Below are 13,827 nucleotides of genomic sequence, written 5' to 3' on the forward strand. Positions count from 1 at the left end.
GCCCGGCAGGGGAGCCGCCTGTGATCCCCCACCCGGCAGGTCGGCACGGCAGCAGGACTCTCCCCGCCCCGCAGCTCCGTGCTGGAGGCATCCTCGCACCTGCCGCCGACAACCCGCCCGCCACCCACCCTCAAGTGATCTTGATTGGTCGGCTCTGCGCGCAAAAGTGCCTGGTTGGGATCGCCTCTGCCGTCATGGGCACGCCCGTTCGGCAACCATCCGGTCCCCGGACGCGTCTTAGGTGCCCCCGGCCATGTCCGGTGGGCACGCCGATGACCCGATCGGCGGCACTACAGTGGGTCGGGCACCTGGTCGGGCCCACCATGAACCGGAGGCCCGGATGCAAGGAACCCCCGGGGCACGGCCCGGAAACACAGGAACCACCAGAACGACGATCAGCAGGGAGCACATGACGTGCGGCCGGTAGGCAGCAAGTACCTGCTCGAGGAACCGCTCGGCCGCGGTGCCACGGGCACCGTCTGGCGAGCCCGCCAGCGGGAGACCGCCGGTGCCGAGGCGGCTGTTCCCGGCCAGCCCGGCGAGACGGTCGCGATCAAGGTCCTCAAGGAGGAGCTGGCGAACGACGCGGACGTGGTGATGCGCTTCCTGCGCGAGCGCTCCGTCCTGCTCCGCCTCACCCACCCGAACATCGTCCGCACCCGCGACCTGGTCGTCGAGGGCGATCTGCTCGCCCTGGTGATGGACCTGGTCGACGGCCCGGACCTGCATCGCTACCTCCGGGAGAACGGCCCGTTCACCCCGGTCGCGGCCGCCCTGCTGACGGCCCAGATCGCCGACGCGCTCGCCGCCAGCCACGCCGACGGCGTCGTCCACCGCGATCTCAAGCCGGCCAACGTCCTGCTCGCGGAGCGCGACGGTGAGATGCACCCGATGCTCACCGACTTCGGCATCGCGCGCCTCGCGGACTCCCCGGGCCTGACCCGGACGCACGAGTTCGTCGGCACCCCCGCGTATGTGGCCCCGGAGTCCGCCGAGGGCCGACCGCAGACTTCGGCCGTCGACGTCTACGGCGCCGGCATCCTGCTGTACGAGCTGGTGACCGGCCGTCCCCCGTTCGCCGGCGGGACGGCCCTCGAGGTGCTGCACCGGCACCTCAGCGAGGAGCCCCGGCGTCCGTCCACCGTTCCCGGCCCGCTGTGGACGGTCATAGAGCGCTGCCTGCGCAAGGAACCGGGGGAGCGGCCGAGTGCCGAGAACCTCGCCCGCGGCCTTCGTACCGTCGCCGCCGGGGTCGGCATCCATTCCACACCCGCGCAGATCGAGGCCGCGGAAGGCGTCGGCGCGCTGCTCGCGCCCGACCCGTCACCCGCGACCGTCCCGGGTGCGCCGGGCGCCGCCGACGCGACGCAGATGCTGCCGGGCAACGCATCCTCGTACGACCCGAACGGCGCGACCAGCGTGCTGCCGCAGACAGGCGGCCCGGCCGGCGCGGCGGACCCGACGAGCGTGCTGCCGCGCGGTGCGGCCGCCGACCCGACCGCGGTCATGCCGCCCGTCCCCCCGCGCCCCGACGGCCCGCCGCGGCCCGGGCCCGAGGACCCGCACCCGTGGCAGTCCCAGCTGCAGGCCGCCCGGGACCGCAACGAGCAGACCCAGGTCCAGTACCTGGATCCCGGCCAGGACCCCCTGCGCCGCCGCCCGCAGCGTCAGCCGGCGCCCCAGCAGCAGCCGCCGCAGTACCGGCAGCGCCCCCAGCAGCAGCCGCCGCCGCAGCCCCGGCAGCAGTACGCCCCACCCCCGCAGCAGTACGCCCCGCAGCCTCCGCAGAGGCAGCAGTACGCACCCCCGCAACAGCCCCCGCCCCAGCAGCCCGCTCAGCGTCCGCGTCGCGAGCCGCGCCCGCCCCGGCAGCGCAGCGCCAACCCCATGCGCATCCCCGGCCTGGGCTGCCTCAAGGGCTGCCTGTTCATGGTGCTGATCCTGGTCGGTGCGGGCTGGCTGGCCTGGGAGATGTTCCTTCAGGACTGGGTCGCCACAGGACAGAGCTACTGGAGTGCCATCGGCGACGGGATCTCGAAGGCGACGAAGTTCATCGACGAGCTCTTCGCCTCGGACCCCGGCACCGGCACAGGTACGGGCACCGGTCAGTAGGGGGCACCGGTCAGTAGCGGGTGAGCGCTCCACATGGAGCGCTCACTCTGTCGATATGTCGACTTCCGCGGGGGAAATAGCCCCGCAGAAGTGACGGCTGGTGCCATCCGGGGCACTCAACACCCCGATTGCCGCGTACTTTGATGGGCAACGCCAGCCGCTGAGGGAGCAGTCTTGGCACGGAATATCGGCAGCCGGTACACCGCCCACCAGATCCTCGGAAGGGGCAGCGCCGGCACCGTGTGGCTCGGCGAGGGGCCCGATGGGCCCGTCGCCGTCAAGTTGTTGCGCGAGGACCTCGCCTCCGACCAGGAGCTCGTCGGACGTTTCGTCCAGGAGCGCACGGCGCTGCTCGGGCTCGACCACCCCCGGGTCGTCGGCGTCCGTGACCTGGTCGTGGACGGCAACGATCTGGCCCTGGTGATGGACCTGGTCCGCGGCACCGACCTGCGCACCCGCCTCGACCGCGAGCGCCGGCTCGCCCCCGAGGCCGCGGTCGCGATCATCGCCGATGTCGCCGAAGGCCTCTCCGCCGCCCATGCGGCAGGAGTCGTTCACCGCGACGTGAAGCCGGAGAACATCCTGCTCGACATGGAGGGCCCGATCGGCCCCGGCGGCGCGCATCCCGCACTGCTGACCGACTTCGGCGTCGCCAAGCTGATCGACACCCCGCGCCGCACCAAGGCGACCAGGATCATCGGTACGCCGGACTATCTGGCCCCGGAGATCGTCGAGGGCCTGCCGCCGCGGGCCGCCGTCGACATCTACGCCCTGGCGACGGTCCTGTACGAGCTGCTCGCGGGTTTCACCCCCTTCGGCGGCGGTCACCCCGGCGCCGTCCTGCGCCGCCATGTCACCGAGACCGTGGTGCCTCTCCCGGGCATCCCGGACGAGCTGTGGCAGCTGATCGTCCAGTGCCTGGCCAAGGCGCCCGCATCACGGCTGCGTGCCTCGGAGGTCGCCGCCCGGCTGCACGACCTGCTGCCCCTGCTGGCGGGCATGCCGCCGCTGGACGTGGACGAGCCGGACACGGAACCGGCGCCCGACGCCTACGCGGAACCGGACTACGCGGCCCTGCCCACCTCGCCCCGCAGGGCCGCCGTCCCGCTCGTCCCCGGATCGGCCACCGACTCCAACCGGGACACCCACACCTCCATGCGCGTCCCCGGCCCCGACGAGCTCGCGGGCGGCGCCCGCGGCACGGCCCGTGCCCCCCGCACCCCGGGCCAGCGCCGTCCCGGCTCCGCCCGCCACAAGGCGGGGGCGGTCCGCAGACGCAGGATCACGCTCGGTGTCGCGGGCCTGGTGCTGGCGGCCGCGGTCGGAGTGGGCGGCTGGCTCGTGGCGGGCGGCGACGACGAGGGCGTACCGCCGCGAGACTCGAAACAGTCGGCCCCCACCCAGCCCTAGAACGGCCCCCACCCAGCCCTGGAACGGCCTCACCGAGCCCTGGAGCGGCTCGGGAACGGTCCGGGAACGGTCCGGGGTGCGGACGGGCGGGTCGGTACGCGTCGGCCAGCCGTTACGCTGGACCCGTGGCAGTCGTCGATGTATCCGAAGAGCTGAAGTCCCTCTCCTCGACCATGGGGTCGATCGAGGCCGTCCTGGACCTCGACAGGCTGAGGGCAGATATCGCCGTGCTCGAGGAGCAGGCGGCGGCGCCGTCCCTGTGGGACGACCCCGAGGCGGCGCAGAAGATCACCAGCAAGCTCTCGCACCTGCAGGCCGAGGTCCGCAAGGCGGAGGCGCTGCGCGGGCGCATCGACGACCTCGAAGTGCTCTTCGAGCTCGCCGAGGCCGAGGACGACCCGGACACCCGCGCGGAGGCCGAGACCGAGCTGGAGTCGGTCCGCAAGGCGCTGGACGAGATGGAGGTCCGCACCCTCCTCTCCGGCGAGTACGACGAGCGCGAGGCGCTGGTGAACATCCGGGCCGAGGCCGGTGGCGTCGACGCCGCCGACTTCGCCGAGCAGCTCCAGCGCATGTATCTGCGCTGGGCCGAGCGGCACAACTACGGCACCGAGGTCTACGAGACGTCGTACGCCGAAGAGGCCGGCATCAAGTCGACCACCTTCGTGATCAAGGCGCCGTACGCCTACGGCACGCTCTCCGTCGAGCAGGGCACCCACCGCCTGGTCCGCATCTCCCCCTTCGACAACCAGGGCCGCCGCCAGACGTCCTTCGCGGGTGTCGAGGTCCTCCCGGTCGTCGAGCAGTCCGACCACGTCGAGATCGACGAGTCCGAGCTCCGCGTGGACGTCTACCGCGCGTCCGGCCCGGGCGGCCAGGGTGTCAACACCACGGACTCCGCCGTCCGCATCACCCACATTCCGACCGGCATCGTGGTCTCCTGCCAGAACGAGCGCTCCCAGATCCAGAACAAGGCGAGCGCGATGAACGTCCTCCAGGCGAAGCTGCTCGAGCGCCGCCGCCAGGAGGAGCAGGCGAAGATGGACGCCCTCAAGGGCGACGGCGGCAACTCCTGGGGCAACCAGATGCGTTCGTACGTCCTCCACCCGTACCAGATGGTCAAGGACCTGCGTACGGAGTTCGAGGTCGGTAACCCACAGTCGGTGCTGGACGGTGAGATCGACGGCTTCCTGGAGGCCGGAATCCGCTGGCGCAAGCAGCAGGAGAAGTAGTCGGAACCGACAGCGGAGAAGTGCCGGACCCTTTGCTCGGGGTCCGGCACTTCTGCTTGTGGCCGCGCTTCGTTCGCTGCCGCAACGCATTCGGAGCCTTTTGCTCGCTTTGTCGACAAGGCAACTGGCTCTGGTGGGCCGTCAGTTCCGGGACTACGTCACACTTACACGCCCGCACGCTGGTCAACTCCCCCTATTCCGGGCATCGCACGCGCAACGACCTTGACGTGTCCGTGAAAAGTGGGAAGGCTGACGCGCGGCATGCGTATTTCTGGGGCGCGTGTGGGCGGGGGAGACGAAAGTTGGCCCCCAGCGGCCTCTGCCTCATGACGCTGCATCAATAACATAGAGCTACTGGGGGTAGCAGCCAGATGACCAAGAAGACGCGGGTCCGTGTGGCACGGATAGCCGCTGGTGCGGTGATTGCCGCCGGCGCGTCCCTGACCGCCGCGGGCGCCGCTCAGGCTGTCGGGATCGACGTGAACGTTGCGGGCCTCAGTGCCGAGGCCGGGGTCTCCAAGGAAGGTGTCGAGGTCGGTCTCGGCGTCGGCAACGACGTCGAGGGTGGCGAGAACGGTGGCGGCGACCCGGGCGGCGTCGACGCCGGCCAGGTCGGCGGCACTGACGAGGGTCAGGTCGGCGGTACCGACGAGGGTCAGGTCGGCGGCACTGACGAGGGTCAGGTCGGCGGCACTGACGAGGGTCAGGTCGGCGGCACTGACGAGGGTCAGGTCGGCGGCACCGACGCCGGCCAGGACGGCGGTACCGACGAGGGTCAGGTCGGCGGCACCGACGCCGGCCAGGACGGCGGCAACGGCAATGCCGGCGGCAACGGCAACGGTGGTAACGGCAACGGCGGCAACGGCAACGGTGGCAACGCCAACGGCGGCAACGGCAACGGTGGCAACGCCAACGGTGGCAACGCCAACGGCGGCAACGGTGGCAACGCCACGGGCGGCGACCAGGGTGGTTCCGACGCGACGGGTGGCGCTGCCGCGACCGGTGGTAACGGCGGCACCGACGGCGGCGCTGGCACCTGCACCGTGGACCTCGACGGCGCCGAGTGCGCCGACAACAACACGGACACCGACAACGCCGGCTCCCAGCCGGTCGAGCAGGGCGAGGCCAAGGAGGAGCTGGCTGAGACCGGCGCCGCCGAGACCACGTTCCTGCTGGTCGGCGCCGCGACGATGATCGCCGGTGGTATCGGCTTCCGGATGCTGCCGCGTCTCGTCGGTGGCCGTACCGCCGCCTGAGCGACGGTCGTGCCAGCACGTAACCGGCTGTAACCGAACGTAACAAAGGGCCCGAGGCGCATCTCAGCGCCTCGGGCCCTTTGTCGTGTCCTCGGAGTCGGAATGCGGGCCAGGGGCCTGTGTGGAGCCCTCGGCGAGGCTCTACACGGTCTGGTGGGCCAGCAGTGCCACCGCCGCGACCAGGACCACCAGCAGCGTCAGCAGCGCGGCAGGGCTGAGGCCCGCCAGGGGGCCCTCCTGCTGGAGGCGCTCCCGGTTGGCGCGGCAGACAGGGCAGCGGCCCTCGCTGACGGGCGCCGCGCAGTTGGCGCACACCAGTCGGTCATAGGTCATGCGCTCTCCTCCTCCCGCGCGGCGGACTCGCGGGCCGAGCCGTTTTTCCGCGTTCCTCGGCGTGTCTTGTCCGCTCAACGCTCCGGGAAACGCATCGGTTCCCCTACCACTGTGCCAGCTTCCGCGCGTTTCGGCGCGCCCCGTCGGATTGCTACCCGTTCCGTACGGCCTCCTCAACCGGACAAATGCCGCAACACCGGGCGGTGACTGCGCTTGCCGCGCCCAGTCGCGTAAGGTCACGCACACCTACTCCCGGCCGACCGTGGTGCACCCGTGATCCGATTCGACAACGTCTCCAAGACCTATCCCAAGCAGAACCGTCCTGCCCTGCGTGACGTCTCCCTGGAGATCGAGAAGGGGGAGTTCGTCTTCCTCGTGGGCTCGTCCGGTTCCGGCAAGTCGACCTTTCTGCGGCTGCTTCTCCGCGAGGAGCGTGCCAGCCACGGAATGGTGCACGTCCTGGGCAAGGACCTCGCGCGCCTGTCGAACTGGAAGGTGCCGCACATGCGCCGCCAGCTCGGCACGGTTTTCCAGGACTTCCGCCTGCTGCCCAACAAGACCGTCGCGGAGAACGTGGCGTTCGCGCAGGAGGTCATCGGCAAGTCCCGCGGTGAGATCCGCAAGTCCGTGCCCCAGGTCCTCGACCTCGTCGGCCTCGGCGGCAAGGAGGACCGGATGCCCGGTGAACTCTCCGGCGGTGAGCAACAGCGCGTCGCCATTGCCCGTGCCTTCGTCAACCGCCCGATGCTGCTGATCGCGGACGAGCCCACGGGCAACCTCGACCCGCAGACCTCCGTCGGCATCATGAAGCTGCTGGACCGGATCAACAGGACCGGCACCACAGTGGTGATGGCGACCCACGACCAGAACATCGTCGACCAGATGCGCAAGCGCGTCATCGAGCTCGAACAGGGCCGGCTCGTACGTGACCAGGCGCGCGGCGTCTACGGCTACCAGCACTGAAAGGCTGAACGACTCGCCATGCGCGCCCAGTTCGTACTGTCGGAGATCGGCGTCGGTCTCCGCCGCAATCTCACGATGACCTTCGCGGTGATCGTCTCCGTGGCCCTGTCGCTCGCGCTCTTCGGTGGTGCGCTGCTCATGCGTGAGCAGGTCAGCACCATGAAGGACTTCTGGTACGACAAGGTCAACGTCTCCATCTTCCTCTGCAACAAGAACGACGCGGAGACGGACGAGAAATGCTCCAAGGGCGCGGTGACCGCCCAGCAGAAGGAGCAGATCGAATCCGATCTCAAGAAGATGGACAGCATCGTCGAGACCGTTCACAAGGAGTCGGCCGACGAGGCGTACAAGCACTACCGGGACCAGTACGGCGACACCCCCATCGCCGCGACGATCACTCCGGACCAGATGCAGGAGTCGTTCCGGGTCAAGCTGAAGGACCCGGAGAAGTACCAGGTCGTCGCCACCGCCTTCGCCGGCCGGGACGGAGTGCAGTCCGTCCAGGACCAGCGCAACATCCTGCAGAACCTGTTCGACCTCATGAACGGCATGAACGTCGCCGCGCTGTTCGTCATGGGGCTGATGCTGATCATTGCGCTGATGCTGATCGTCAACACCGTGCGTGTTTCGGCGTTCAGCCGCAGGCGTGAGACCGGCATCATGCGGCTCGTCGGGGCGTCCAGCTTCTACATCCAGATGCCGTTCATCATGGAGGCCGCCTTCGCGGGACTGCTCGGCGGCGGTGTCGCCTGTGTCCTGTTGCTGGTCGGCCGGTACTTCCTGATCGACAACGGCCTTGCGCTCTCCGAGAAGATGCAACTGGTCAACTTCATCGGCTGGGACGCCGTGATCACCAAGTTGCCACTGGTGCTGGCGATCGGCCTGTTGATGCCTGCCGTGGCGGCCTTCATCGCTCTGCGCAAGTACCTCAAGGTGTGACAAGCGCCCTGGGCGCCGTACGGTCAACCACCGTACGGCGCCCTCCGCTTGTCCTAGAGTGGGCGCCATGTTGGGCCCCGAACCACCCTCGATGCCCCGTGGACACCGCCGCGGGGCGGCCCTGACCTTGCTGTTCGCGAGCGTCCTCGCCACCGCGTCGGCCACGGACCTGCTGCCCCGGGACGGAGTGCAGGCGACGGATCTGCCCGCCGCCCGCGCCGCCGCCGCCACGACCGTCGACCGCGACGAGCTGGCCCGGGTGGCGGCCGAGGCCGTGGCCGAGGGGAAGTCCGGTGCGGCCGCCGCCGAGGAGGTCGTCAGCCGCAGCGGCGACCGGTGGGGGGCGGTGTACGACAAGGGCGAGTACGAGGAGTTCGAGCAGGCCCTCGACGGCGCCTACACGGGAGTCGGTCTCTGGGCGAGGCGAAGCGGCGACGGCCGGGTGGAGGTGGCCCGGGTCCAGCGCGGCGGCCCCGCCGAGCGGGCCGGCATCCGGACCGGTGATCAGCTGCGGACGATCGACGGGAAGCCGATAGACGGCCGCCCGGTCAGTCAGGTCGTCGCCCTGCTGCGCGGGGACGGCAGCGGGGGCGGCAGGGGTGCATCGGCCGGCTCTTCCGTCGCTCTCGGCCTCCAGCGCGGGGAACGCTCCTGGACCGAGACCCTGCGCAGGGCCCGGCTCGCCACCGAGGCCGTCACCGTCCGCCGGCTCGGCGGCGACGCCGTGATGATCAAGGTTGCGGCGTTCACCAAGGGCACCGGCGAGCGGGTGCGGGACGCCGTGCGCGATGCGCCCGCCGACGCCGGTGTGCTGCTCGACCTGCGCGGCAACAGCGGGGGGCTGCTCTCCGAGGCCGTCACGGCCGCCTCCGCCTTCCTGGACGGGGGCCTGGTCGCCACGTACGACGTGCACGGCGAGCAGAAGGCCCTCTACGCGGGCTCCGGAGGGGACACCGACAGACCTGTCGTGGCCCTGGTCGACGGCGGCACGATGAGCGCGGCCGAGCTGGTCGCGGGGGCGCTCCAGGACCGGGGCCGCGCGGTCACGGTGGGCTCCCGCACCTTCGGGAAGGGGTCCGTGCAAATGCCGGAGAAGCTGCCCGACGGGGCGGTCGCCGAGCTCACTGTCGGTCACTACCGCACTCCGGCAGGCCGTGACCTCGACGGAAGGGGCATCACCCCGGACCTCTTGGCCGGCGAGCGGGCCGAGGAGCGGGCCAAGACAGTATTGAGTGGCCTCGGCACCGGCTCGTAGTGCGAAAATGACCGCACTATGGCAAAGGAAAAAGGGCGCAAGCTGATCGCGCAGAACAAGAAGGCGCGGCACGACTACCACATCATCGACACCTACGAGTGCGGTCTCGTGCTGATGGGTACCGAGGTGAAGTCGCTGCGTCAGGGGCGGGCCTCGCTGGCGGACGGATTCGTCCAGATCGACGGCCACGAGGCGTGGCTGCACAACGTGCACGTGCCGGAGTACAGCCAGGGCACCTGGACCAACCACAGCGCCCGGCGCAAGCGGAAGCTGCTGATGCACCGGGCCGAGATCGACAAGCTCGAGTCCAAGTCCCAGGAGACGGGTCACACGATCGTGCCCCTCGCCCTGTACTTCAAGGACGGGCGGGCCAAGGTCGAGATCGCGCTCGCCAAGGGCAAGAAGGAGTACGACAAGCGTCAGACGCTGAGGGAGAAGCAGGACCGGCGCGAGGCGGACCGCGCGGTGTCCGCGGCGCGGCGGCGGCAGCGCTCCTGACCGTCCCGCCGGCCTGCCCGGGCCGGAGGGAGACCGTGCCTCCGACGCCGCGCGTGGTTCCACCGGGGCACGGACCCCTGGCAGGAGGGAATGCGCTGGCACGCTTGGGCGTCGGTCACGTACGATGGCACCTGCCCTCCACGGAGGGGGCAGCTTTGAAAAATGAACATGGGGATGATCGGTTTCGACAGCGGATGTCGAAGCAGGGGAAGCGTGTCGAGGAAGCGGCAATGATCTCGTAAACCATATGTCGCAACCAATAATCGCCAACACCAAGCGCGATTCCTTCGCCCTCGCTGCCTAAGTAGCGACTTGCGAAGTGTCAGCCCGGGGCTGTTCCCGACCCGGATCCTGGCATCAGCTAGGGGACTAAACCTCTAGACCCGGTCACGGGGTCGAGAGGGAAATCAAACAGTGGCTGAGCCCGTCGGAGACTTGTTCGCGTGATCTCCGGGGCCGAGAAAATCGCAGCGAACTGCACACGGAGAAGCCCTGATTCTGCACCGTTGGACGCGGGTTCGATTCCCGCCATCTCCACTCATCCCATGTGGGCAAGGGCCCGGCAGCCGTTACGGCAGCCGGGCCTTTGTCGTACGAGCCAGCGCCAGCGCGAGGGCCGCCCCGACGACCGGAATCGCGTAGCCGTAGGCCGCACCCGCGTGCTCCACCGTCCAGCCGCCCGCCGCCGAGCCGGCCGCGATGCCGCCGAGCAGCGCGGTGACGGCGAGGGTCATCCCCTCGTTCAGCTGTGCCGCCGGGGTAAGGCGCTGGATCATGCCCATTCCGGTCACCATGGTCGGTGCCGTCGCCATGCCCGCGATCAGCAGAGCGCCGGCGAGGACGAGCAGCGAGCCGCTCATCGTCGCCGCCAGCAGAGGCAGGATCATCAGGGCCGTCATCGCGGCGAGGCACGCCGCGAGACCGGCGTTCCGGTGCGCCCTGCCGTACGCCAGCCCCGCCATGCACGACCCGGCCGCCTGCAGGGCGAGTACCGGGCCCGCCGCCGGGCCGTCCGCGAAGGCGATGGTGACGACCTCCATGGACCCGAAGACCGCGCCCGTCGCCACGAAGACCGTGAGCATCGGGGCCATGCCCGGGGCACGCAGGGGCGAGCCCGCGGATGTGCGGGGCGCCACCGGTGGTTCCGTGCGGCGCTGGGCTGCGAACACCAGGACGCCGGTGAGCAGGAGCAGGGCTCCGACGAGGGTGCCCGCCTCGGGGAACAGCGCCGAGCAGAGAAAGGCCGCGAGCACCGGTCCGAGCACGAAGCACAGCTCGTCGGCGGCCTGCTCGAAGGAGTTCGCGGTGTGCCGGGCCGCCACGTTCTCCGGTGTGGCCTCCCTGAAGAGATGCGCCCATCTGGCCCGCGACATCCCGCCCGTGTTGGGCATGGTGGCGGTGGCCGCGTACGAGGCGAAGAGCGTCCAGTCGGGGGCGTCGTACCGCACGCACAGCAGCAGGGCGAGTGCTCCGAGCACGGCGAGCGCGGTGGCGGGGACGGCGATCCTCGCCTGGCCGTACCGGTCGACCAGCCGTGCCGTCCAGGGGGCGACGACTGCGGTGGCGGCGAGGCCGGTCGCGGTGACGGCGCCGGCGAGGGCGTAGGAGCCCCGAGCCCCGGCGATCATGATCACGGCGCTCACGCCGAACATCCCCATGGGGAGGCGGGCGATGAGATTGCCGAGGGTGAAGGCGCGGGCTCCGGGGGTGCGGAAGAGGCGGGTGTAGGGGCCCGCCGGCCGCGACCGGCCCGGCTCCTGGAAAGGCGGGGCGAGGACGAGTGTTCCTCCTGTCGTGGTCATCCGTGGACGCTTGCTGAGGTTGGTCGTATGCGGCATGGACCAAGCCTCACCGCGGGGCACTGCATGGGTCCAACACCAGTTCGAACCTCATTGACCCGCCTCTGTTGTAAATTCGCCGGCATGCCCCAGGACATCGACCCCAGGCTGCTGCGCGCCTTCGCCGCGGTCGCGGCCGAGCTGCACTTCACCCGCGCCGCCGCCCGGCTGTTCGTCGCCCAGCAGGCGCTCAGCCGCGACATCCGACGCCTGGAGCGCGCGTTGGGCGCCGAACTGTTCCTGCGGACAACCCGGCAGGTGACGCTCACGGCCGAGGGCGAACGTCTGCTTCCGTATGCGCGACAGGTCCTGGACGCCCATGACGAGCTGGCCGCCGCCTTCGCGGACGCGGACCGTCCGTTGCTCGTCGATCTCAACGGCGAGGGCATGGTCTCGGGACGCGTGCTGGAGCGGGCCCGTGAACTCGCGCCCGGCTGCGAGCTGATGGCCCGCTTCGAGAGCGGGCTGACCGGCGCCGCCGCGGAGATCGTCGCCGGCCGGCTCGATGTGTCTTTCGGGCGGTTCGCCGGACTCGAGGCCTCCGTCCGTGCGCTCCTCGAGCACCAGCTCGTGCGGCTCGAGCGGATGGCCGTGCTCCTGCCCGCGGACCACCCGCTGGCGGAGCGCGAGCAGGTGGAGCTGGACGCGCTCGCGGGAGAGCACGTCTACGCGGGGGCCGGCAATCCGAAGACGCTGGAGTGGACGGACCTTGCGCGGAGGCTGTTCGAGGGGCGCGGCATCAAGATCTCCCCGCCCGCGCCCGTCGCTCTCGGCAAGACGGAGTTCGGACGGGTGATGGCGCGATACCGCCACCCGGTGCTCGCCGTCGCCGAATTCCCGCCCATGCCCGGCACCGTGCTGCTCCCGCTCGTCGCGCCGGTGCCGCTGTCGCCGTTGTCGCTGGTCTGGCGGCGTGGGCTGAGGCATCCCGGCCTGGACGCCCTCCGGGCCGCCGCCGCCCGGCTCGCAGGGGAGGAAGCGTGGCTGAAAATGCCCCCTGACGGCTGGCTCCCGGACACGGACCGGTCTCTGATGTCGGACAACAAATGACACCGCGACCCAACTGTCACCGGCGTGCGCTACATTCATAGTCCGGGTGCAATGTGCTAGGGGCGCTCGGACAGGGTGGGGGCCCGCGTCCGGCGACAGGTATCCGGCCATGTCGATGCGCACCCGATTCAGTTCAGTGGGGGATGTGCGTACAGCAGTGGAAAAATGGCGAGAAGACGCCCGTTTCGGGCCCACGCATGAGCCCAACGAGGTCACCGTCCAGCTGGACGGACTCGGGCGTCAGCTCTCGGAGCCGCAGGACGGACCTCCCCCGCAGGAAAGCTCCGACGGGCCGGTGTTCGTCGACGAGAGCGGCCGGCGCAGCAAGAAGCTCCGCCGCCTGGGCTGGGTGCTGGCCATCGCCTGTGCCTGCTACGCCGTCACCCTGGTCGTCGCCCTCATCGGCGGCAACTCGAAGGCACCCTGGCTGCTGATACCGGGCCCCGAGGACGACAAGAACCCCAGCACCGTGCAGGAGCAGCCGGCCCCCGCCGACTCGCCCGTCGAGCCGGCGGCCCCGGGCGGTGAGCCCGGCGTTCCCGCCCCCACCGACTCCACCGGTGCCGTCATCCCGCAGCAGCCCGACGGCAGCTCCGGCGGCCCGCGCACCAGCGGCCGGCCGAGCGCTCCCGCGGATCCCGGCGCGAGCGCCGGCCCGACCGACGGCGGTACGGACACCGGCCCCGGCGGCGGAACGGAGGGCGGTGGGCTGCCCGATCCCGGCCCCACCGTGTCCACACCCCCGGACGGGGGTCCCGGAGGGGAGGAGCCCCCGCCGGCGTCCCCCGACCCCTCGGACACCGCGACAGCACCGACGGAAGAGCCCCCCACCGATCCACCAGTGGGGGACGGCGGCCAGCAGGCCTTGGAAGGCGCAGAGTAGATGACAACCTCCAACAGGCGGGCCCGCCGGCAGCGCAAGGGCCCGTCGGTACGACGCA

Annotated in this window: 12 protein-coding genes and 1 other RNA gene; 11 read left to right on the plus strand and 2 right to left on the minus strand. The window is 70.6% G+C overall.

Annotation, left to right across the window (positions count from 1 at the left end; all coding sequences use genetic code 11):
* Nucleotides 1–414 precede the first annotated feature (414 nt).
* The 4 genes from AC068D_RS19555 to AC068D_RS19570 all read left to right on the plus strand — a co-directional run bounded on the left by AC068D_RS19555 (nucleotide 415) and on the right by AC068D_RS19570 (nucleotide 6,010).
* Nucleotides 415–2,112: a serine/threonine-protein kinase gene (locus AC068D_RS19555; protein WP_478824265.1), complete on the plus strand. Its 1,698-nt coding sequence runs from the start codon at nucleotides 415–417 to the stop codon at nucleotides 2,110–2,112.
* Nucleotides 2,113–2,286: 174 nt separating this feature from the next.
* The gene (locus AC068D_RS19560; protein WP_478824266.1) at nucleotides 2,287–3,522 is read left to right on the plus strand and encodes a serine/threonine-protein kinase; all 1,236 of its coding nucleotides are present in this window, start codon (nucleotides 2,287–2,289) and stop codon (nucleotides 3,520–3,522) included.
* 125 nt (nucleotides 3,523–3,647) lie between these two features.
* Nucleotides 3,648–4,754 carry a peptide chain release factor 2 gene (prfB, locus tag AC068D_RS19565; RefSeq protein WP_478824267.1) on the plus strand — a complete coding sequence of 369 codons (1,107 nt, stop codon included), beginning with the start codon at nucleotides 3,648–3,650 and terminating at the stop codon, nucleotides 4,752–4,754.
* A 371-nt stretch (nucleotides 4,755–5,125) separates the two neighbouring features.
* On the plus strand, nucleotides 5,126–6,010 hold the full coding sequence (locus AC068D_RS19570) for a hypothetical protein (protein WP_478824268.1): 885 nt from the start codon (nucleotides 5,126–5,128) through the stop codon (nucleotides 6,008–6,010).
* Nucleotides 6,011–6,151: 141 nt separating this feature from the next.
* Here AC068D_RS19570 and AC068D_RS19575 read toward each other — a convergent pair whose 3' ends face one another.
* The gene (locus AC068D_RS19575; RefSeq protein ID WP_384236305.1) at nucleotides 6,152–6,343 is read right to left on the minus strand and encodes a hypothetical protein; all 192 of its coding nucleotides are present in this window, start codon (nucleotides 6,341–6,343) and stop codon (nucleotides 6,152–6,154) included.
* Nucleotides 6,344–6,616: 273 nt separating this feature from the next.
* On the opposite strand from AC068D_RS19575, the gene ftsE reads away from it, so the two are divergent.
* The 5 genes from ftsE (at nucleotide 6,617) to ssrA (ending at nucleotide 10,538) form a co-directional block, all read left to right on the plus strand.
* Complete coding sequence (gene ftsE / locus AC068D_RS19580; protein ID WP_478824269.1) at nucleotides 6,617–7,306, plus strand: cell division ATP-binding protein FtsE; 690 nt, start codon at nucleotides 6,617–6,619, stop codon at nucleotides 7,304–7,306.
* 18 nt (nucleotides 7,307–7,324) lie between these two features.
* Nucleotides 7,325–8,245, plus strand: a complete 921-nt coding sequence (gene ftsX / locus AC068D_RS19585; RefSeq protein ID WP_478824270.1) for a permease-like cell division protein FtsX — start codon at nucleotides 7,325–7,327, stop codon at nucleotides 8,243–8,245.
* A gap of 67 nt (nucleotides 8,246–8,312) precedes the next feature.
* On the plus strand, nucleotides 8,313–9,500 hold the full coding sequence (locus tag AC068D_RS19590; RefSeq protein ID WP_478824271.1) for a S41 family peptidase: 1,188 nt from the start codon (nucleotides 8,313–8,315) through the stop codon (nucleotides 9,498–9,500).
* An 18-nt stretch (nucleotides 9,501–9,518) separates the two neighbouring features.
* Entirely contained in the window at nucleotides 9,519–9,998 is a 480-nt protein-coding gene (gene smpB / locus AC068D_RS19595; protein WP_478824272.1) for an SsrA-binding protein SmpB, read from the plus strand.
* Nucleotides 9,999–10,168: 170 nt separating this feature from the next.
* Nucleotides 10,169–10,538: a transfer-messenger RNA gene (gene ssrA, locus AC068D_RS19600) on the plus strand.
* 29 nt (nucleotides 10,539–10,567) lie between these two features.
* Here ssrA and AC068D_RS19605 read toward each other — a convergent pair.
* Nucleotides 10,568–11,800: an MFS transporter gene (locus AC068D_RS19605; RefSeq protein WP_478824273.1), complete on the minus strand. Its 1,233-nt coding sequence runs from the start codon at nucleotides 11,798–11,800 to the stop codon at nucleotides 10,568–10,570.
* 120 nt (nucleotides 11,801–11,920) lie between these two features.
* Between AC068D_RS19605 and AC068D_RS19610 the strand changes: the two genes are divergently transcribed.
* Nucleotides 11,921–12,886 (plus strand): LysR family transcriptional regulator, encoded by a 966-nt coding sequence (locus tag AC068D_RS19610; RefSeq protein WP_478824274.1) that lies wholly within the window; start codon nucleotides 11,921–11,923, stop codon nucleotides 12,884–12,886.
* A 145-nt stretch (nucleotides 12,887–13,031) separates the two neighbouring features.
* Nucleotides 13,032–13,769: a hypothetical protein gene (locus AC068D_RS19615; RefSeq protein WP_478824275.1), complete on the plus strand. Its 738-nt coding sequence runs from the start codon at nucleotides 13,032–13,034 to the stop codon at nucleotides 13,767–13,769.
* The last annotated feature ends 58 nt before the right edge of the window (nucleotides 13,770–13,827 follow it).

It is taken from the genome of Streptomyces sp. NPDC043861 (assembly GCF_056435905.1).

Bases quoted from the DNA above. Each gene is read 5' to 3' on its own strand.
- AC068D_RS19605 (WP_478824273.1), bottom strand. From the start codon at position 11,800: ATGACCACGACAGGAGGAACACTCGTCCTCGCCCCGCCTTTCCAGGAG.
- AC068D_RS19575 (WP_384236305.1), bottom strand. From the start codon at position 6,343: ATGACCTATGACCGACTGGTGTGCGCCAACTGCGCGGCGCCCGTCAGC.
- ftsX (WP_478824270.1), top strand. From the start codon at position 7,325: ATGCGCGCCCAGTTCGTACTGTCGGAGATCGGCGTCGGTCTCCGCCGC.
- AC068D_RS19590 (WP_478824271.1), top strand. From the start codon at position 8,313: ATGTTGGGCCCCGAACCACCCTCGATGCCCCGTGGACACCGCCGCGGG.
- smpB (WP_478824272.1), top strand. From the start codon at position 9,519: ATGGCAAAGGAAAAAGGGCGCAAGCTGATCGCGCAGAACAAGAAGGCG.
- AC068D_RS19570 (WP_478824268.1), top strand. From the start codon at position 5,126: ATGACCAAGAAGACGCGGGTCCGTGTGGCACGGATAGCCGCTGGTGCG.
- AC068D_RS19610 (WP_478824274.1), top strand. From the start codon at position 11,921: ATGCCCCAGGACATCGACCCCAGGCTGCTGCGCGCCTTCGCCGCGGTC.